Source organism: Mesorhizobium sp. RIZ17 (assembly GCF_051127865.1).
In the GTDB taxonomy this organism is placed as follows: domain Bacteria; phylum Pseudomonadota; class Alphaproteobacteria; order Rhizobiales; family Rhizobiaceae; genus Mesorhizobium; species Mesorhizobium humile.
The window spans coordinates 1996244-2016041 of record NZ_CP147861.1 but is presented as its reverse complement, the minus strand read 5'-3'; the positions used below and the strand labels follow the sequence as shown (position 1 = coordinate 2016041).

The 19798-nt window shown below is 64.3% G+C and carries 20 protein-coding genes; 16 read left to right on the top strand and 4 right to left on the bottom strand.

Annotation, left to right across the window (positions count from 1 at the left end; translation table 11 throughout):
- Positions 1 to 209: 209 nt before the first annotated feature.
- The 3 genes from WDX12_RS10010 to WDX12_RS10000 form a co-directional block, all read right to left on the bottom strand.
- Entirely contained in the window at positions 210 to 689 is a 480-nt protein-coding gene (locus WDX12_RS10010; RefSeq protein ID WP_434724769.1) for a DUF2852 domain-containing protein, read from the bottom strand.
- A gap of 115 nt (positions 690 to 804) precedes the next feature.
- Positions 805 to 1947, bottom strand: coding sequence for a benzoate/H(+) symporter BenE family transporter (locus WDX12_RS10005; RefSeq protein ID WP_434724768.1), 1143 nt, complete (start codon positions 1945 to 1947; stop codon positions 805 to 807).
- Complete coding sequence (locus tag WDX12_RS10000) at positions 1947 to 2720, bottom strand: alpha/beta hydrolase (protein WP_434724767.1); 774 nt, start codon at positions 2718 to 2720, stop codon at positions 1947 to 1949. Before WDX12_RS10000 ends, WDX12_RS10005 begins: the two co-directional genes overlap by 1 nt.
- A 215-nt stretch (positions 2721 to 2935) precedes the next feature.
- Here WDX12_RS10000 and infC point away from each other — a divergent pair, with 215 nt between their 5' ends.
- The 8 genes from infC (at position 2936) to WDX12_RS09960 (ending at position 10561) form a co-directional block, all read left to right on the top strand.
- On the top strand, positions 2936 to 3472 hold the full coding sequence (gene infC, locus WDX12_RS09995) for a translation initiation factor IF-3 (RefSeq protein WP_010912915.1): 537 nt from the start codon (positions 2936 to 2938) through the stop codon (positions 3470 to 3472).
- Positions 3473 to 3629: 157 nt separating this feature from the next.
- Positions 3630 to 4277, top strand: a complete 648-nt coding sequence (locus WDX12_RS09990; RefSeq protein WP_434724766.1) for a methyltransferase family protein — start codon at positions 3630 to 3632, stop codon at positions 4275 to 4277.
- Between the two features lie 776 nt (positions 4278 to 5053).
- The gene (gene rpmI / locus WDX12_RS09985; RefSeq protein ID WP_027166935.1) at positions 5054 to 5257 is read left to right on the top strand and encodes a 50S ribosomal protein L35; all 204 of its coding nucleotides are present in this window, start codon (positions 5054 to 5056) and stop codon (positions 5255 to 5257) included.
- Between the two features lie 40 nt (positions 5258 to 5297).
- Positions 5298 to 5699: a 50S ribosomal protein L20 gene (gene rplT, locus WDX12_RS09980; protein ID WP_042637600.1), complete on the top strand. Its 402-nt coding sequence runs from the start codon at positions 5298 to 5300 to the stop codon at positions 5697 to 5699.
- Between the two features lie 320 nt (positions 5700 to 6019).
- Complete coding sequence (gene pheS / locus WDX12_RS09975; protein WP_434724765.1) at positions 6020 to 7072, top strand: phenylalanine--tRNA ligase subunit alpha; 1053 nt, start codon at positions 6020 to 6022, stop codon at positions 7070 to 7072.
- Positions 7069 to 7506 carry a GFA family protein gene (locus WDX12_RS09970; protein ID WP_320293964.1) on the top strand — a complete coding sequence of 146 codons (438 nt, stop codon included), beginning with the start codon at positions 7069 to 7071 and terminating at the stop codon, positions 7504 to 7506. Before pheS ends, WDX12_RS09970 begins: the two co-directional genes overlap by 4 nt.
- Positions 7503 to 9911, top strand: coding sequence for a phenylalanine--tRNA ligase subunit beta (gene pheT / locus WDX12_RS09965; RefSeq protein WP_434724764.1), 2409 nt, complete (start codon positions 7503 to 7505; stop codon positions 9909 to 9911). Before WDX12_RS09970 ends, pheT begins: the two co-directional genes overlap by 4 nt.
- Before the next feature lie 47 nt (positions 9912 to 9958).
- The gene (locus WDX12_RS09960; protein WP_434724763.1) at positions 9959 to 10561 is read left to right on the top strand and encodes a nucleotidyltransferase family protein; all 603 of its coding nucleotides are present in this window, start codon (positions 9959 to 9961) and stop codon (positions 10559 to 10561) included.
- Between the two features lie 232 nt (positions 10562 to 10793).
- On the opposite strand, the gene WDX12_RS09955 is transcribed toward WDX12_RS09960, so the two are convergent.
- Positions 10794 to 11789 carry an aldo/keto reductase gene (locus WDX12_RS09955; protein WP_320293961.1) on the bottom strand — a complete coding sequence of 332 codons (996 nt, stop codon included), beginning with the start codon at positions 11787 to 11789 and terminating at the stop codon, positions 10794 to 10796.
- A 96-nt stretch (positions 11790 to 11885) separates the two neighbouring features.
- Here WDX12_RS09955 and WDX12_RS09950 point away from each other — a divergent pair, with 96 nt between their 5' ends.
- The 8 genes from WDX12_RS09950 (at position 11886) to WDX12_RS09915 (ending at position 19746) form a co-directional block, all read left to right on the top strand.
- Complete coding sequence (locus WDX12_RS09950) at positions 11886 to 12776, top strand: LysR family transcriptional regulator (protein WP_434724762.1); 891 nt, start codon at positions 11886 to 11888, stop codon at positions 12774 to 12776.
- Between the two features lie 290 nt (positions 12777 to 13066).
- Positions 13067 to 13636 carry a cytochrome b gene (locus WDX12_RS09945; RefSeq protein WP_434724761.1) on the top strand — a complete coding sequence of 190 codons (570 nt, stop codon included), beginning with the start codon at positions 13067 to 13069 and terminating at the stop codon, positions 13634 to 13636.
- A 67-nt stretch (positions 13637 to 13703) separates the two neighbouring features.
- Positions 13704 to 14279, top strand: coding sequence for a YceI family protein (locus WDX12_RS09940; protein WP_434724760.1), 576 nt, complete (start codon positions 13704 to 13706; stop codon positions 14277 to 14279).
- A gap of 379 nt (positions 14280 to 14658) precedes the next feature.
- Entirely contained in the window at positions 14659 to 15645 is a 987-nt protein-coding gene (locus tag WDX12_RS09935; RefSeq protein ID WP_434724759.1) for a Gfo/Idh/MocA family protein, read from the top strand.
- A gap of 41 nt (positions 15646 to 15686) precedes the next feature.
- On the top strand, positions 15687 to 17342 hold the full coding sequence (locus tag WDX12_RS09930) for an FAD-binding dehydrogenase (RefSeq protein ID WP_434724758.1): 1656 nt from the start codon (positions 15687 to 15689) through the stop codon (positions 17340 to 17342).
- A 95-nt stretch (positions 17343 to 17437) separates the two neighbouring features.
- Positions 17438 to 18403 (top strand): ketopantoate reductase family protein, encoded by a 966-nt coding sequence (locus tag WDX12_RS09925; RefSeq protein ID WP_434724757.1) that lies wholly within the window; start codon positions 17438 to 17440, stop codon positions 18401 to 18403.
- Positions 18404 to 18499: 96 nt separating this feature from the next.
- Positions 18500 to 18820 (top strand): hypothetical protein, encoded by a 321-nt coding sequence (locus WDX12_RS09920; protein ID WP_434724756.1) that lies wholly within the window; start codon positions 18500 to 18502, stop codon positions 18818 to 18820.
- Between the two features lie 41 nt (positions 18821 to 18861).
- On the top strand, positions 18862 to 19746 hold the full coding sequence (locus WDX12_RS09915; RefSeq protein WP_434724755.1) for an RNA polymerase sigma factor: 885 nt from the start codon (positions 18862 to 18864) through the stop codon (positions 19744 to 19746).
- Positions 19747 to 19798: the final 52 nt, after the last annotated feature.

The window sequence follows — 19798 nt, the reverse complement described above, 5'->3', positions numbered from 1 at the left end:
GCGATTCGAAGAAAACGGCCAGTGGGAGGGAAGCTACAAAGAGAACAAAAAAGAAACGGCGCCGCTCGCGCGACGCCGTTGTATCATCCTGAGACCTGTCCCTGCAGGCCGCGCGTCCTTTGGACGCGCAAAGGACGCTGCAGCGCTTTGAGTTTGCGCATGACCTTTTCCGAAAATCGGCGTCGATTTTCGGGGCCATGCGCAGGATCTCAGTCGTCGAGCAGGTTCGTGCCCTTGCCGCGCTTGGAAGCGGGTTTTTCGGTCGAGCCGGTGGTGGTCGGCGCGGTCGACTTGTTGCGGTTCGCCATGAAGCGGTCGAACTCGTCCTGGTCCTTGGCGCGGCGCAGTTCGCGAGCGTAATCGTCGAACTCGCTCAGCATCTCGTCCAGCTTGCGACGCTCCTCGGCGAGGCGCTCGAGCTCCTTCTCGCGCCAGTCGTCGAAGGCGACGTTGCCGGTGCGGGCCGAGCCGTGGCCCCAGCGGGCCGCCTTGTCGGAACCGCGGCGGCAGCCGGCGAAGATGCCGTCCGTGGCGCGGTTGACGTCGCGCTTGAAGCCTTCCAGCCGGTCGCCCCAGATGATGTAGGCGAGCATGGCGAAGCCGAGCGGCCAGAACACCATGAAGCCGATGACCATCAGCGCGATGGTGGCCGGCGTCCAGGCCGGACGGATCAATGCACTCGTATTCATTTCTCCCAATCCTTCCGTTGGAGACAGCCAAACCGGCTGCGTGGAATCGAAATGGGAAGGCGAAATCGGCGATTCAAGGCAAATCCCGCCAAAACCGGCGAAGCGCCTGAAATGATTATCGCTTTTTGAGTTTCTCGAGGAAAAGCACTGCCATTCCGGCAACCAGCCCCCAAAATGCCGCGCCGACGCCGAAGAGCGTGAGCCCCGAAGCCGTCACGGCGAAGGTGACGGTGGCCGGCATGCGCTCGGCCTCGTCCTTCAGCGCGATCGACAGCGCGTTGGCCAGGGGCGCCGTCAAGGCGAGCCCGGCGACCAGCACGATCAGGCTTTGCGGCAGGACGGCGAAGATCGCCACCAGCGAGGCGCCGAAGATCGCGAAGACCAGATAGGCGAGCGCGTAGAACGGCCCGGTCTTCCAGCGTTCGGCCGGGTCGGGATGGACATCGGGGCCGGTGCAGATAGCGGCTGAGATCGCCGCAAGATTGGTGGTGGCGGCACCGAACGGCGCCGAGAGCAGCGAAAACAGCCCGGTGACGCCGATCAGCGGACCGGGCTCCGGATGGTAGCCCGCGGCGCGCAGCACAGCGAGACCGGAAAGGTTCTGGGAAGCCATGGTGACCAGATAGAGCGGCAGGGCAAGGCCAACGACCGCCGATGCGGTGAATTGCGGCGCGATGAACGTCAATGTCGACAGTTCCGGCGCCGGCAGGCTGCCGACGCGGCCGGTGAGGAAAGCGGCGAGACCGCCGCCGATCAGCACCATCAGCACCGACAAAGCCGGATTGAACAGGCGGATGACGAAGAAGGCGGCGATCAGCGGCAGGATCAGCCAGGGATCGGCGGGAATGGCCTTCACCGCATTGACGGCGAAGCTGACCAGGATGCCGGCCAGCATGCCGGACGCGACCGAGGCCGGGATCTGCGCGATCAGCCGGGTCAGCGGCTTGAACAGGCCGGTGGCGACCAAAAGGATGCCGGTGACCATGAAGGCGCCGACGGCCTGCGGCATCGTGAAACCGCTGGAGGCCCCGATCAGCGCCAGGCCGGGCGTCGACCAGGCGGTGATGACCGGCATCTTGGTGCGCCAGGAGAGCCACAGGCATTCAACGACCATGGCGAGGCAGATCGCCGTCACGCCGCTTGCGGTCTCGATCTGCGTGGCGCCGACCGCGTGAGCGGCGGCGATGACGAGGGCCAGCGTGCCGCCGAAACCGACAATCGCCGCGACGAAGGCGGATACCGGGATGGAGATGCGCATTATGCGGCTGCCCGCTTGACCATGTCGCCGACGGCCCGCTTGAGCAGGTCGAGATCCTCGGGGCGGGACAGGCGATGGTCGCCATCCGGGATAAGCGACAGCGTCACGTCGTCGGCGGGCAGCATCGCAGCCAGCTTCAGCGCGTGGCCCGAAGGCACGTCTGGATCGGCCAAGCCCTGCAGGATATGCACCGGGCAATGCGTGTCGATCGGCCCGGTCATGATCCGGTTGGCGCGGCCATCCTCGATCAGCGCGCGCGTGTAGATGTAGGGCTCGTCCGAATAGTGCGACGGCTCGGCGAAGAAGCCTTTTTCTTCAAGATCGCGGCGCTGCGCGTCAGTCAGCACCGGCTCGATCAGCTCGACGGTGAAGTCCGGCGCCGGGGCGAGCAGCACCAGGCCCGCAACCCTTGTGTCGCCCGCCTTGCGCAATTCCTGCGCCATGCGCAGCGCGATCCACGCCCCCATCGAGGAGCCGACCAGGATCTGCTTGCCCTTGCTGAACCGGCTAAAGACGGCAAGGCTTTCGGCCAGCCATCTGGAGATCGTGCCGTCGGCGAACGCGCCGCCCGACTCGCCATGGCCGGAATAGTCGTGACGCAGATAGGCTCGGCCTTCGCCGCTGGCCCAGGCGGCTAGCGTCTCCGCCTTCGTGCCCAGCATGTCGGACTTGTAGCCGCCGAGCCAGACGATGCCGGGCGCCGCGCCCGCTATCTGCCTGACGGCGATGTTCGACCCGTCCACATCGATGAAAACCGGAGCGCTGGCGGCCATGAGCTTGTCCTTCCCCGCCGGTCTTTTGGCACAGGCGGGGGTTCAACGAAAAGTGCTCGCGGCGTTTGATTGCTTGGTGCAGACAATTGCCAAGCGGCAGGTGATTTTGCGGCGCGGCTATGCTATTGACTCCCGCCCCGCGCTCACCACATAGGCGCGTCCACGTATTTTTGTCTAACGAAACCCTGAACGAAACGGCCGAGGAGACCACGACCATTCGCAGACCTTTCAAAGCAGCGGCACCCACCAAGGACGGGCCGCGCTCCAACCGAGACATCCGGGTGCCCCGGGTCCAGCTTATCGACGCCGAGGGCCAGAACCGAGGCGATGTTTCCATCAACGACGCATTGCTGCTCGCCGAAGAGGCCGGGCTCGATCTGGTCGAGATATCGCCCAATGCGGTGCCGCCTGTCGTCAAGATCCTCGATCTCGGCAAGCTGAAATACGCCAACCAGAAGAAGGCGGCCGAAGCGCGCAAGAACCAGAAGGTCATCGAGATCAAGGAGATCAAGATGCGCCCGAACATCGACAGCCATGACTACGAGACCAAGATGAAGGCCGTGCGGCGCTTCTTCGAGGAAGGCGACAAGGTCAAGCTGACGCTGCGCTTCCGCGGCCGCGAGATGGCGCATATGGAACTCGGCATGCAGCTTCTGAACAAGGTGCGCGAGGAAGTGGCGACGATCGCCAAGGTCGAGGCGGAGCCGAAGCTCGAAGGCCGCCAGATGATGATGGTTCTGGCGCCGCGCTAAAATCCCGCCAAAATCATGGTGAAAGGCGTCCCGACGATCGGCGGGGCGCCTGTTTTCTATCCGATCGCCAGTAACCTCGACGATCGGGGCCTCCCGATCGCGAGCAAATCGACGATCGAGTTCCTCGATCGCGAGCAAATCGACGATCGGATGGGTCATGGTCGATGAAGTGAAGGTCCCGGCCGACAACCGAAATGAAGGGTTGGGCGGCTATCAGCACATGCGCCGGATCGTGCTGGCGATGCTGATCGTGGTGCTGTTCTGCGCGCTGCTGTTCGGCCAGTCGTCCTTTCCGCCGGACACGCCCGTGCACGAGTCGATCGAGATGTTCGGCGTGCTCTTGATCTTCCTCGGTATTGTCGGACGGCTGTGGTCGACGCTCTATATAGGCGGGCGCAAATCGGCCGAAGTGGTCACCGGCGGTCCCTACTCGATCACCCGCAACCCGCTCTATCTGTTTTCGACGGTGGCCGCCGCCGGCGTCGGCGCGCAGATCGGCTCGTTTAGCGGCGTCATCCTGTTCTCGCTTCTGTGCGCCGGCGCCTTCCATATCGTCATCCTGCGCGAGGAGCGTTACCTCAAGGAACTGCTCGGCGCGCCCTACGCGGCCTATCTGGCCGGCGTGCCGCGTTTCTTCCCGAACCTCAGGCTCTACCAGGAAGGCGATACCGGCAGCTTCAAGCCGCGCCTGCTCTTGAACACGCTGCTCGACGGGCTGGTGTTCCTGGTGGCGCTGCCGGCCTTCGAACTGATCGACGGCATGCAGCAGTCGGGGATGCTGCCGGTGTGGTTCACCCTGCCCTGAACGAGAGCGTCGCATGGCCGGTAGTGCCTCAGTTTGAAATTGAACTGGTCCCGCGCGGCGCGAAGAAGCACGTCCAGCGCATCCTGTATCTGCCAACTCGAAACGTCGGGTATAGCGTTTCGCAGATATGATACTGATCATCCGGCGCAGCCTGAACGCGATCTCTTGGGATAAACCACTCTCCGGTTGGCGGATCGTTGCGGGAATAGGGCTTCGGTTGTCTGACGTAGTAGCCCTCTACAGTCGATCTGACATCATTGGAATTGACAGGATGGCAATCGTGATCGCCGCAGCATTTGAGATGAAGCATAGGATCGGTCTTGCCCGTGTACCAACCGTGAGCGCACGCATCACCAGCCAATACAAGGCACATAACGGCTAAGTTCGGTTGAACCCAAGACATGGATTAGACCCCTCGATCTATGCTTATAGCATATTAGGTACCTCTAATTCTTATGCCTAAGGTCGTACCCGCAAACGCATAGGTCCGGCTGGCCACGATCATTGGGCAATTGCTTCTTGTTGAGGGTCGCCGGGCTTCGGCGCAACGACCTGGCCTGGGGTGTTGCGCCCGCGCCGTCTTTGATCTATAGGACCGCCGTTCCGCGTATCGGCCCGGAAGTCATCCCTGATTTACGGAAAGCACGATACGCAGAGCAAAAAACAAAAACCGCCCGGCAGGGCATGCCGTGGCGGTTTCATTTGCTTTTCGGGCTTTGGTCGGCCCGAAGCGAGAAAAGAAGCGCGATGGTGCGCCACCAATACGGAGTAGCAAAATGCCCAAGATGAAGACCAAATCGGCCGCCAAGAAGCGGTTCAAGATTACTGCCACCGGCAAGGTGCTGTCGGCTGCCGCCGGCAAGCGCCACGGCATGATCAAGCGTTCCAACAAGTTCATTCGCGATGCCCGCGGCACGATGGTTCTGGCTGAACCGGACGGCAAGAAGGTCATCAAGAATTTTCTGCCGAACGGCCTCTGAGCATTCGGTTCCGGAACAGCGTTTTTAAGGAGATCATGACATGGCACGCGTAAAGAGAGGCGTTACCGCCCACGCCAAGCACAAGAAGGTCCTGAAAGCCGCCAAGGGCTTCTACGGCCGCCGCAAGAACACCATCCGCATCGCCAAGCAGGCGGTGGAGAAGTCGCTGCAGTACGCCTACCGTGACCGCAAGAACCGCAAGCGCTCGTTCCGCGCGCTGTGGATCCAGCGCATCAACGCGGCGACCCACGAGCACGGCCTGACCTATGGCCGCTTCATCGACGGTCTCAACAAGGCCGGCATCGAGATCGACCGTAAGGTCCTGTCAGACATGGCCATCCACGAGCCGCAGGCTTTCGCCGCGCTGGTCGCCAAGGCCAAGGTCGCGCTCGAATACCTGAAGAACACCACGCCGAATGCTTTTGAGAGCGCTGTCGCCTAGAGCATGATGCCAAAAAGTTTCTGACTTTTTGGACAACATCATGCTCCAGGGGAATTTAGCGAGGAGCGCGATCTTTTCCGAAAAGTCTGCAACTTTTCGGGATCGGGCTCCGAGCCCAGCGCTTCCCAAGCATTTTTAGTACTGATTTGGGGAACCCGCGCTGGCACGGCTGGCGCGGGTTCTTTTTTGCCCCTGATGTAACCAAAATGGCACCCGCGTAACCAAAATGGTGACGCACTCTGCAATGCCAGTCATCCAATCGAGAGAGTTTCGCCGTGAACGCCACCGCTGGAAATCTTGAAACCCTTGAAGCTTCGCTGATGGCCGAAATCGCGGCCGCGGCCGACGAGGCCGCGATCGAGGCGGTGCGCGTCTCGGCGCTGGGCAAGAAGGGCTCGGTCTCCGAAATGCTGAAGACGCTGGGCGCCATGAGCGCCGAGGAACGCCAGGTGAAGGGCCCGGCGATCAACGGCCTGAAGAACCGCGTCACCGACGCGCTGACCGCGCGCAAGGCGGAGCTGAAGGACGTGGCGATCGCCGCCCGGCTCGAGGCCGAGAAGGTCGACGTCACGCTGCCCGTTCGCCAGTCGCCGGCCGAGCGCGGCCGCATCCATCCGATCAGCCAGGTGATCGATGAGATCGCCGCGATCTTCGGCGACCTCGGCTTCTCGATCGCCGAAGGTCCGGACATCGAGACCGACTATTACAATTTCACGGCGCTCAATTTCCCCGAAGGGCATCCGGCGCGCGAGATGCACGACACCTTCTTCTTCCAGCCGGACGAGAAGGGTGAGCGCAAGCTGTTGCGCACGCACACCTCGCCCGTGCAGATCCGCACCATGGAGCGGCAGAAGCCGCCGATCCGCATCGTCATCCCCGGCAAGACCTACCGGCAGGATTCCGACGCCACCCACTCGCCGATGTTCCATCAGGTCGAGGGGCTCGTGGTCGATAAGACCGCGAACGTCGCCAACATGAAGTGGGTGCTGGAGGAGTTCTGCAAGGCCTTCTTCGAGGTGCCGAGCGTCAAGATGCGCTTCCGCCCGTCCTTCTTCCCGTTCACCGAGCCCAGCCTCGAGGTCGACATCCAGTGCGACCGCTCGCGCCCGGGCGAAGTGCGCTTCGGCGAAGGCTCCGACTGGATGGAGATCCTGGGCTGCGGCATGGTGCACCCGAACGTGCTGCGCGCCGGCGGGCTCGACCCCGACGAATATCAGGGCTTTGCGTGGGGCATGGGCATCGACCGCATCGCCATGCTGAAATACGGCATGCCGGACCTGCGCGCCTTCTTCGACGCGGATGTGCGCTGGCTGTCGCATTACGGCTTCAGGCCGCTCGACCTGCCGACGCTGTTCGGGGGCCTCTCTGCATGACGGCACCTCACACCGGCGGCTGCCGTTGCGGCGCGGTGCGGTTCGAGGCATCAGCCGAGCCGCACCACATCAGCTATTGCCATTGCGGCGATTGCCGGCGCGCCAGCGGCGCGCCGGTGTCGGCCTTTGTCGGCTTCCTGGCCGACCAGGCCGCGCTCAATGGCAAATCGCTGAAAAGCTACCGCAACGGTCCGGTGGAGCGCAGCTTCTGCGGTATCTGCGGCTCGCCGATCGCCTATACCGACAAGCGGCTCGACAACCAGATCTATTTCATGCTCGGCGCCATGGACATGCCGGCTTATTTCAAGCCGACGCTGCATGCCTATGTGCGTGAGCAATTGCCCTTCCTGCACATGCCGGACGATCTGCCCAGACATCTGAAGACCAGCGTACCCCGGCCCGAAGAACAAAGACCCGACGGAAGACAGTCATGAAATTCACCCTCTCCTGGCTCAAGGACCATCTCGAGACCGACGCCTCGCTTGCCGAGATCGTCGAGCGGTTGACCGCGATCGGCCTCGAAGTCGAACATGTCGACGACAAGGCCGGCCTGAAGCCCTTCGTCATCGCCAAAGTGCTGACGGCGGTGCAGCACCCCGACGCCGACCGGCTGCGCGTGCTGACCGTCGACACCGGCGACGGCACGCCGCCTGTTCAAGTCGTATGCGGGGCGCCGAATGCCCGCGCGGGCCTGATCGGCGCCTTCGCTGCGCCCGGCACCTATGTTCCCGGCATCGACGTGACGCTCTCGGTCGGCAAGATACGCGGCGTCGAAAGCCATGGCATGATGTGCTCGGAGCGCGAGCTGGAAATCTCCGACGAGCATAACGGCATCATCGACCTACCCGAAGACGCGCCGGTCGGCACCAGCTTCGCTGCCTACGCGCATCTCGACGATCCGGTGATCGAGATCAACCTGACGCCGAACCGGCCGGATGCGACCAGCGTCTACGGCATCGCGCGCGACCTCGCGGCAAGCGGGCTCGGCCGGCTTACCGGCGGCGGGATCATGCCGCATGCCGGCGAAGGCCTCTGCCCGATCAAGGTCACGATCGAGGCGCCGGAACTCTGCCCGGGCTTCGCGCTGGCATTGGTGACGGGCGTGAAGAACGGCCCGTCGCCGAAATGGCTGCAGCAGCGGCTGATCGCCATCGGGCTCAGGCCGATCAGCGCGTTGGTCGACATCACCAACTACGTCACCTTCGATCGCGGCCGGCCGCTGCATGTGTTCGACGCGAAGAAGGTCGCCGGCAACCTCGTGGTGCGCCGGGCGAAGGACGGCGAGACCGTGCTGGCGCTCGATGGGCGCGAATACACGCTGACGCCGGAGATGTGCGTCATTGCCGACGACAATGGCGTGGAATCGATCGCGGGCATCATGGGCGGCGAGCATTCGGGCTGCGACGAGAACACCACCGACGTGCTGATCGAATCGGCGCTCTGGGATCCGATCACGACCGCCCGCACCGGCCGCGCGCTCGGCATCATCACCGATGCGCGCTACCGCTTCGAGCGCGGCGTCGATCCCGAATTCATGGTGCCGGGCATCGAGCTGGCGACCAAGCTGGTGCTCGATTTCTGCGGCGGCACGCCGAGCGAAATCGAGGTGGCTGGCTATACCGGCCACAAGCCGAAGGTCGTCACCTTCCCGCTGTCGGAAGTGAAGCGGCTGACCGGCATCGAGGTGCCGAAGGCCGAGGCGCTGCGCATCCTGACCCGCCTCGGCTTCGAGCCGCAGGGCTCGGGCGACACGGTCAAGGTGAAGGTGCCGTCCTGGCGGCCGGATGTCGACGGCAAGGCAGACCTGGTCGAAGAGGTGATGCGCATCCATGGCGTCGACAACATCTTGGCCCAGCCGCTGACCTCGCATGACGCGGTCAACGGCAAGATCCTGACCACGCTGCAGGTGCGCACCCGCGCGGCCAAGCGCGCGCTTGCCGTGCGCGGCATGATGGAGGCCGTCACCTGGTCGTTCATTCCGGCGAAACACGCCGAGCTGTTCGGCGGCGGCCAGGCGGCGCTGAAGCTCGCCAACCCGATTGCCGCCGACATGTCCGACATGCGGCCTTCGCTGCTGCCGGGGCTGATCGCGGCCGCGCAGCGCAATGCCGACAAGGGCATCGGCGACGTGGCGCTGTTCGAGGTTTCGGGCACCTATGAAGGCGACGGCGCCGACCAGCAGCGGCGTGTCGCCGCCGGCGTGCGGCGCGGCACCGCCAAGCTCGATGGTTCCGGCCGCAGTTGGGCCGGCAATGCCGGGCCTGTCGGCGTGTTCGACGCCAAGGCGGACGCGATCGCGGCGCTTGAAGCCTGCGGCGCGCCGGTCGACCGGCTGCAGATCGAGCCCGGCGGCCCGGCCTGGTATCACCCGGGCCGCTCCGGCACGATCAAGCTCGGTCCGAAGACGGTGCTCGGCACATTCGGCGAGTTCCATCCGAAGACGCTGGACGGGCTCGACGCATCGGGTCCGATCTGCGGCTTCGAGGTTTTCGTCGACGCCGTGCCGGAGCCGAAGGCAAAGCCGACGCGCACCAAGCCGAAGCTGGAGCTGTCGCCCTTCCAGGCGGTGAAGCGCGATTTCGCCTTCGTCGTCGACCGGACGGTCGAGGCCGGCACGCTGGTGCGGGCGGCTTTGGCCGCCGACAAGAAGCTGGTCACCGGCGTTTCGGTGTTCGACGTCTTCGAGGGCGCGGCACTGGGCGCGGCCAAGAAGTCGATCGCCATCGAAGTGTCGATCCAGCCGGTCGAAAAGACGCTGACCGACGAGGATTTCGAGGCGCTGGCCAAGCGGATCGTCGAGAACGTCAACAAGCAGACGGGCGGCGTGCTGCGGGCTTAACGCTTTCTGGGATTGCCGGAGCATGGCGAATCGCCCTCCAAAGGGCGATGGACCATCTCCGCTATTCCGGCCTTCCCTTCGAAGCACAGCGCGCGGCGTTCTTGAGGATCGTCGCGGCGGATCCGCTGCTGGCCGAGGCGCTTGCGCGCGTGCGGAAGCTTGCGCTGCCGGATTGGCTGGTGGTTTCCGGCGCGCTTTACAACAGCATCTGGAACCATCTGACCGGCAAGCCGCCGGGATACGGCATCAAGGATGTCGACCTGTTCTATTTCGACGATGCCGATTTGTCCTACGAGGCCGAGGATGCGGTGATCCGACGGGCAGCGAGGCATTTCGAGGGATTGAAGCTGCCGGTCGAGGTGCGCAACCAGGCGCGGGTGCATCTGTGGTATCCGGTGAAGTTCGGGCAGGAATGCCCGAGATACGCGAGTTCCAGCGAGTCGGTGAGCTATTTTGCGTCGAAGACGCATGCGGTCGGGGTGCGGTTCGATTCCAGCGGGTATCTTGATCTGGTGGCGCCGTTCGGGCTCGACGATATTTTTTCGTTCCGCATCACGCCGAACCGGGCTCTGGATAATCAGCGGACGCATGAGGTGAAGGGGAAGCGGGCGCGGGAGTATTGGCCGGAGATTAGTGTGGTGCCGTGGTAGGGGTGCGGAGATAAGATACGTCAGCGCGAGGCCCCCCTCTCTGTCCTACCGGACATCTCCCCCTCAAGGGGGGAGATTGGCAGTTTCGATGACGGCGCTCCCCTTGCAACGCCGGTGATTGGCGAAAGCGTGGGCGACATCCAATCTCCCCCCTTGAGGGGGAGATGGCCGGCAGGCCAGAGAGGGGGGTCTCGCGCTAACCTCTCAACAAAAAGGGCGACGTCCCTTCCGCTCACCCATTCACCAGCGCCAGCAATTCCTCCGTATAGCGCTTGCCGACCACCTTGTCGGGCGACAGTGCATCACCGATCGCCGCGACCTCCGCCACGCTCAGCTCAATCCCGGCTGCCGCCGTGTTCTGCTCCAGGTGTCGTATCTTCCTTGCGCCGGGGATCGGCACGATGAAATCGCCCTGGTGCAGCACCCAGGCGAGCGCCAGTTGCGCCGGTGTCACGCCCTTTTCGGCCGCCATCTTCTCCAGCATCGCGATGACGGCGTTGTTGGCTGCCATCGCCTCCGCCTGGAAGCGCGGCAAGGTGAGGCGCCAGTCGTCGGCGCCGAGCGCGTCGGGCTTGGCGATCGCGCCGGTGAGCAGGCCGCGGCCGAGCGGGCTGTAGGGCACGAAACCGATGCCGAGCTCGCGGCAAACGGCGATGACTTCGTCTTCCGGATCGCGGCTCCACAGCGAATATTCGCTCTGCACAGCGGCGATCGGGTGCACGGCGTGGGCCCGGCGCAGCGTCGCGCCGCTCACTTCCGACAGGCCGAGCGCGCGCACCTTGCCTTCCCGCACCAGCTCGGCCATCGCGCCAACCGTGTCCTCGATCGGCACGTTCGGATCGATGCGATGCTGGTAGTAGAGGTCGATCACATCGGTATCGAGCCGCTTCAGCGAGGCTTCCGCTACCGCCTTGACGTGCTCGGGGCGGCTGTCGACGCCGACCATGCGGTCGATGCCCGAGCCGTGCTCGGAAATCTTGAAGCCAAACTTGGTGGCGATCGTGACATGATCGCGCACCGGCTTCAGGGCTTTGCCGAGCAGGATTTCGTTCTCGAATGGGCCATAGACTTCGGCCGTGTCGAAGAAGGTGACGCCGATCTCGACGGCGCGGCGCAGCGTGGCGATGGCTTCCGCTTCCGGCTGGCCGCCATAGGCGAAGCTCATGCCCATGCAGCCGAGGCCAACGGGGAAGACTTCGAGTTCAGTTCCGAGTTTGCGGGTTTTCATCACGCATCTCCTTGTTGCGATGACAAGGAGATAGCCTCTTGCACTCCGTTCGATAATCGGTTCTCTTTCGCACGGCTTGCTCTATAAAATAGAACAATGAACCGAACCAATCTTTCGCAGCTCGCGGTCCTCGCCACCGTCGCCCAATGCGCCAGCTTTCGCGGCGCCGCGCGCGAGCTCGGCATCGCGCCGTCGGCGGTCAGCCACGCGGTCTCCAGCCTGGAGGCGCGGCTCGGCGTGCGGTTGCTTGCCCGCAGCACGCGCAGCGTCGCGCCGACCGAGGAGGGCGCGCAGCTGCTCGAACGCTTGCGGCCCGCGCTGTCCGAGATCGACCTGGCGCTGGAAACGGCGGTCGAGGCGCGCGACCGGCCGGCCGGCAATCTGCGGCTGACCGTGCCGCGCACGGCTGCGCACCTGACGCTGACGCCACGGCTCGGCGCCTTTGCCGCCGCCTATCCCGAGATCGTGCTGGAGATCGTCATCGAGGACCGCTTCACCGACGTGGTCGAAGGCGGCTTCGACGCCGGCGTGCGGCTCGGCGAAAGCCTGCAGCGCGACATGATCGCGGTACGCATCGGCCCCGATCTTCGCGGCGCGGTGGTCGCGGCGCCATCCTATTTCGCTTTTATGCCAAAGCCTCGCCATCCGCGCGAGCTGGCGGACCATCGCTGCATCCGCTTCCGTTTCTCCAGCGGCATCCTCTACCGCTGGGAGTTCGAGAAGGACGGCGAGGAGATCGAGATCGCCGCGCAAGGGCCGCTGATCCTCGACGAGGACCATCTGATCGCCCAAGCGGCGGTCGACGGCGCCGGGCTTGCTTTCGTCTTCGAGCCCTATGTGCGGGCGCCGCTCGCCGACGGCAGGCTGATCCGCGTGCTGGAGGACTGGTGCCCGTCCTTCGACGGCTTTTTCGTCTACTATCCGAGCCGCCGGCAAATGCGGCCGGCGCTGAGGGCGTTCGTGGACTTCTTCAAGGTGAGCGGCTGAGAGGCGATGGCGGAAGGAAGCCGTCGCTACGGCTCGTATCCACTCTACCGACGTTAGCGCCGCCCCTCATCTGCCTGCCGGCATCTTCTCCCCGTTGAACGAGGAGAAGGGGCTGGCCGCACGCCAGCGCCCTTCATGCAACGCTGAAGGTTGGCGAAACCATCGGCGCGAGCCTCTTTCGCCCCGTTTACGGGGAGAAATGCCCGGCAGGGCAATGAGGGGCGGCGCCGGCATCCGAAATTGGATCGCGCATCTCGGAAGAAAGCCCAACTCGGCGGCGTTCTTCCGCCATGCAATCCCTCACCAACACCCCAACCCGCTATGGCTGGGCGATGATCGTCCTCCACTGGCTGATCGGTATCGTCTTCATCGGCCAGTTCGTGCTCGGCTTCGTCATGGTGCGCACGACAAGCCAGCGGACGTCCTTCGAGCTGATCCAGCTGCACAAATCCTTCGGCTTCCTGCTGCTCGGGCTGATCGTCCTGCGCATCGCCTGGCGGCTCGGCAATGCGGCGCCGCCTCTGCCGCGCTCTGTCGGAACGCTGGAGCGCCGGACCGCGCCCCTCGCCCACTTCGCGCTCTATGCTTTCCAGATCGCGCTCCCCTTATCCGGCTGGGCGCTGGTCTCGGTGTCGACGCTGGAAATCCCAACCATGCCGTTCGACCTGTTCGTGATGCCCAATTTGCCGCTGGCCGAATCCGATGCCGCGGAAAGCTTCTGGTCGGCCGCGCATTGGTATCTCGCCTATGCCGGCATCGCGCTGGTCGCGTTGCACGTGGCGGCGGCACTGCGCCACCATTTCCTGCTGCGCGACAGCGTGCTCAGGCGCATGATCACACCTTCGTCAGGTGGGGAATAGAACCGCCCCGTCCTTCGTTGGTGGGGCGAGAACGCAGAAGAAGCGTATCTGCGGAAGGAAGAAACCCATGAAAGCGCGCATCCTCGCATTGGCGGCTTTTGCCGCTAGCCTTGTCGTGCCTGCCGTTGCCGCCGTGGCGCTCAGCGACGCCGCCGGCAGCTACACGATCAGCCCGTCGGGCTCCTCGATCCGCTTCACCATCGGCAAGGCCGGCGGCGGCGGCTTCGACGGCGCCTTCGGCCGCTTCAAGGGCACGATCCGCATCGACAATGGCGATGTCGGCCGCTCGAAGGTCGACCTCACCATCTATCCCGAAAGCGTCGGCACCGGACAGGGCCGCATCGACGCCTTCCTGCGCTCCGACGCGGTGTTCGATGCCGCCAACAATCCGGAAATCCAGTTCCGCTCGACCAGCGTCACCCGCACCGGCGACACGACGGCGCTGGTGACCGGCCGGCTGACGGCGCGCGGCAAGACGTTTCCTGAAAAATTCACCGCCGAGTTGGGTGGATTGAAAGGCGGAACCATCAAGTTCCATGTCACCGGCAAGGTGCTGCGGTCGCGCTACGGCATGGATGTCGGCACGCCGCTCTATTCCAACGTCGTCGACTTCGACATGACGCTGATGGGGAAGAGGGGGTAGGCACAGCCCTTTTCCTCGCCCCCGCGAAGGCGGGCTACGCTACGAACTCACGTTGTGTGACTGGCATGACTGATCAGGCCGAGGCTTGATTGCCACGTGGTTCCCCCAATCCGTCGCTGCTTCGCAGCGCCACCTTTCCCCCCCTCCGGAGGGAAAGGAAGGGAGCGTTGCTGGACGAGCGTTGACGGCAAAAAGTTTGGTGCCTTTCCTTTACCCCGTCGATCGGGGGAGAGGTGTCTCGGCGAAGCCGAGACGGAGTGGGGGTCGACCAGCGCTACATCAGACAATGCATGCGCCAAGCTGCACGGAGCGTCTGCGATTGGCTTTTCCCCAGAATTGGGGCACACCTCCATCGATGTAACCGACATGGAGAAGCGTGATGTTCCGATGGGGTGTTCTGTCGACGGCGAAGATCGGCCGCGAGCAGCTTTTGCCGGCAATCGTGGAGTCGGAGAACGGCATCCTGTCGGCGATCGCCAGCCGCGACCTAGCGAAGGCCAAGGCATTGGGTGAGCGGTTCGGCGCCCGGCATGCCTTCGGCTCCTATGAGGAACTGCTCGCCTCCAAGGAGGTCGACGGCGTCTATATCCCGCTGCCCACATCGCAGCATGTCGAGTGGACGGCGAAGGCGATCGAGGCGGGAAAACACGTGCTGGTCGAGAAGCCGCTTGCGCTCGACGCCAAGGACATCCCGCCGCTGATCAAGCTGCGCGACGAAAAGAAGGTACTGGTCTGCGAGGCCTTCATGGTCGTCTACCACCCGCAATGGATCAAGGTACGCGATCTTATCGCCGGCGGCGCCATCGGCCGGCTGCGCCACGTGCAGGGCGCGTTCTCCTATTACAATGTCGACCCCAAGAACATGCGCAACCAGCTCGACCTCGGCGGCGGCGCGCTGCCCGACATCGGCGTCTATCCGACCGTGTCGACGCGCTTTTCGACCGGCAAGGAGCCACTCCGCGTCCAGGCGACGATCGAGCGCGACAAGACCTTCGGCACCGACATCTATTCCTCGATCCGCGCCGATTTCGGCGACTTCGAACTGTCCTTCTATCTCTCGACGCAGATGGCGGCGCGGCAGGTGATGGTGTTCCACGGCGAGAAGGGCTTCATCGAGGTGTTCGGGCCGTTCAATGCCGGGCTCTACGAGCACCACCGCATCGAGCTGCACAACCAGAACCACACCGAGGCGCAGGTGTTCCGCTTCCCCGGCACGCAGCAATACCGGCTCGAATGCGAGGCCTTCGTGCGCGCCGCCCAGGGCAGCAAGGACCGCGTCTTCACGCTGGAGGAATCGGTGCTCAACCAGAAGGTCATCGACGCCATCTTCCGCGCCGGCGAAAAGGACGGCTGGGAGCCCGTCTGAGTTTTCGCAACAAGCTGCCGGCTAATTTCTGGGAGGAATAGATGGCTGACGCGGACGTGATCATTGTCGGCGCGGGGCTGGCCGGCCTCGTCGCCGCGGCCGAGCTGGCCGACGCCGGCAAGAAAATCATCGTCGTCGACCAGGAGCCGGAGCAGTCGCTGGGCGGCCAGGCCTTCTGGTCGTTCGGCGGGTTGTTCCTGGTCGATTCGCCGGAGCAGCGGCGCATGCGCATCCGTGATTCGTATGACCTGGCGCTCGAGGACTGGATGGGCACCGCCGCCTTCGACCGCCCAGAGGATTTCTGGCCCCGCAAATGGGCCGAAGCCTATGTCGGCTTCGCCGCCGGCGAGAAGCGCTCCTGGCTCATCGAGCGCGGCTTGAAATTCTTCCCCGTGGTCGGCTGGGCCGAACGCGGCGGCGGCAATGCGACCGGTCACGGCAATTCTGTGCCGCGCTTCCACATCACCTGGGGCACAGGGCCGGGCGTACTCGAACCTTTCGTGCAGCGCGTGCGCGAGGCGCAGACGCGCGGACTGGTCGCGTTCAAATTCCGCCACCGGGTCAACGAGATCATCCGCGCCGGCGATACCGTGACCGGCGTGCGCGGCGACGTTCTCGAAGCCAGCAGCGCCGAGCGCGGCCGCAAGAGCTCGCGGGAAGTCGTCGGAGACTTCGAGCTCCATGCGCAGGCGGTGATCGTGGCTTCCGGCGGCATTGGCGGCAATCACGAGCTGGTGCGCCAAAACTGGCCGCAGCGCCTGGGCGTGCCGCCGAAGCGGATGATCACCGGCGTGCCGGACCATGTCGACGGCCGCATGCTGGCGATCACCGAACAGGCCGGGGGCTCGATCATCAACCGCGACCGCATGTGGCATTATGTCGAGGGCATCAAGAACTGGGCGCCGATCTGGACCGAGCATGCGATCCGCATCCTGCCCGGCCCGTCCTCGCTCTGGCTCGACGCGCGCGGCAAAAGGCTGCCGGTGCCGCTCTATCCGGGCTTCGACACTCTAGCCACGCTCAGCCACGTCATGGGCACCGGCTTCGATTATTCCTGGTTCATCCTGACCAGGAAGATCATCCAGAAGGAGTTCGCGCTGTCGGGCTCCGAGCAGAACCCGGACCTCACCGGCAAAAGCTGGCGGCAGGTGCTGGGCCGCGCGACATCGGGCATTCCCGGCCCGGTGAAAGCCTTCATGGAAAAGGGCGAGGATTTTATTGTCGAGGCCAATCTCTCGAAGCTGGTGGCGCGCATGAACGCTCTGGCCGGCGGCGAGCCGCTGCTCGAGGTCGCCCAGGTCGAGCGCGAGATCCGCGCCCGCGACAGGCAACTCGACAATCCGTTCTCCAAGGATGCGCAGGTCACCGCGCTGCGCGGCGCGCGCGCCTATCTCGGCGACAGGCTGATCCGCACGGCCAAGCCGCACAAGATGCTCGATCCGGCCAACGGCCCGCTGATCGCCGTGCGTCTCAACATCCTCACCCGCAAGACGCTGGGCGGCCTGCAGACCGACCTCGACAGCCGCGTGCTCGATGCCGCCGGACAAGCGGTGCCGGGACTCTACGCCGTGGGCGAGGCCGCCGGCTTCGGCGGCGGCGGCGTGCATGGCTATGCGGCGCTGGAAGGCACCTTCCTCGGCGGCTGCATTTTTTCGGGGCGCAGCGCGGGACGGGCGGCAGCGGCCACGATTGCGTGAATGGAGGGTACGGGTGATCGCCGGTTGAGCGACAACGCTGTAGGCTTTTTCGATCAACTGCTGTCGACCGAAGTCCCAATCAAAACGAGAATAGAATGCGCATCATCGTCTATGGCATTGGCGCAATCGGCGGCGCCATCGCGGCCCAGCTGAGCTTTTCCGGACATGAAGTCATCGGCATTGCCCGCGGCAGGCAGCTCGACGCCATTCGCGCCTCGGGGCTGACGCTTTCCACCCCGCAAAGCACCAGGACCGCGCGCTTTCCCGTCCATGCCGACCCGGCGGAGATTTCCTTCAGGCCGGAAGATGTGGTGCTCCTGACGATGAAGACCCCCGATACGCTCGGCGCGCTGCAGCGGCTCAACGCCGCCGGTGCGGCGACGCTGCCGTTGTTCTGTTTCCAGAACGGCGTCGCCAACGAGCCGCTGGCCTTGCGTTTCTTCGCCAATGTCTATGGCGCGACGGTCATGCTGCCGGCCGATTACGACACGCCCGGCGAGGTCGCTGCCTATTTCGCGCCCAAGATCGGCGCCTTCGACATCGGCCGCTATCCGTCCGGAACCGACGACACCGTCGAGAAACTGTGCGGGGTTCTCAAGGCGTCCGGTTTCATCGTCGACCCCAGGGACAATGTGATGAGCAGCAAATACCGCAAGCTGCTGGCCAACCTTCGAAACATCATCGACGCGGCGCTGGGCGACACCGAGCTTCAGCGGAAATGGTATGCGAAGGCACGCGCCGAGGCCGAGGCCGTGCTAAGCGCGGCCGGGATCGACTGGGACAAGACCGATGCCATGGCCCGTGAAGAATTGACCATAACCGCCATCTCGGGTCGAACGCGCGTGGGTTCCTCGACGCTGCAAAGCATCGTGCGCGGGACCGGCTCCCTCGAAACAGACTTCCTCAATGGCGAGATCGTCCTTCTCGGGCGGTTTCACGGCATGGCTACGCCCGTCAACTCGGCCCTATGCAAACTGTCGGTCGAGCTGGCCAGCGGCCGGATGCGACCGCAATCGGCCGGCGACGACATGATCGTCTCCATGATCGGCGGACCCGGCTGATAGCTGGAGACGATCAAAAAGATCGACCCGATCCCGAGAATCCTTTCGAGCCCGTGGAACGTCTTCCTCAAGCAGATCCGCAAACAGGAGACGACCATGACCTACAATCTCATCCGCTACGGCGTGAAGGATGCCGGCATCGCCGAGAACCGGGCGCTGGTGGCAAAGGTGTTCGAAGCGCTGGACGAAACGCAGCCGCAATCCGTGCGCTATCTGGTGCTCGAACTGGAGAATGGCGAGTTCGTCCACCTTGTCGGCTACGACAGGGATAGTTCGGCGCTGACCGAACTCGACGCTTTCAAGGTTTTCGGCGCCAATCACGCCGATCGGCGGTCGACGCCGCTAGCTAGGTCGCCGGCGAAGATCATCGGCAATTATCGTATGCTGGCCAAGGCCGATGAAGCCGCGCCCGCCTGACCGAGGCACGGCTTGTGATCGGCGAGGCGAGAAAGAGGACGATGAGTTCAGCAGGGTTCGGCCGAGCGGAACTTGAAGCCATGCTCGTCGGCCTGCGGCCGAAACTGCACCGCTATGCCGCCCGCATGGCCGGCTCGGCGATCGAGGGCGAGGACATCGTGCAGGAAGCAGTGGTGAAGGCGCTTGCCGCATATGACGGCGGCGCTCAGGTCGAGCGACCGGAGCAGTGGCTATTCCGCATCGCCCACAATGCGGCGCAGGATCATCTGCGCCGCCGCCAGCGGGAGCGTTCGCGAATGAGCGAGGCCGACATGACCGCGATAGCGGACCTCTCCGCCAGCGCCGAGACGAGGCTCGCGACTGCCGCGAGCCTGCGCAGCTTCATGCGGCTGACGCCGGCGCAGCGCAGCGCCGTGATCCTGGTCGACGTGCTCGGCCTTAGCCTGCATGAAACCTGCGAGGTGACGGGCGCGACTTTAGCCGCCAGCAAGGCGGCGCTGCATCGCGGCCGGGCGGAGTTGAAGGCGTTGGCGGCTTTGCCCGACGACATGACCATGCCGAAGCTCGACCTTGAGGAGGAGCGCCGGCTGCGCCGCTATGTCGACCTGTTCAATGCACGCGATTTCGACGGTGTCAGGATGCTGATCGCCGAAGACATCCAGGTCGACGTCGTCAACCGCGCCCGCCTCAGCGGCAAGAAGGAAGCCTCGACCTATTTCGGCAACTACGACCGTATGAACGACTGGACGCTGGCGCTGGGCTTCGTCGAGGACCGGCCGGCGATCCTGATCCGCAACCCGCAAGCGGACAATGCCTTGGGCGGCTTCGTGCTGATCGACTGGCGCGGCGAAGAGGTCGTGCGCATCCGCGATTTCCGCCATGTGCCTTATTGTGCGGCTGACGCGGATATTCGTTTTGCCGATTGACCCAAGCGGCACCCTCGCTGCCAGCATTCACCGCGCACAGCATTGGACGGAA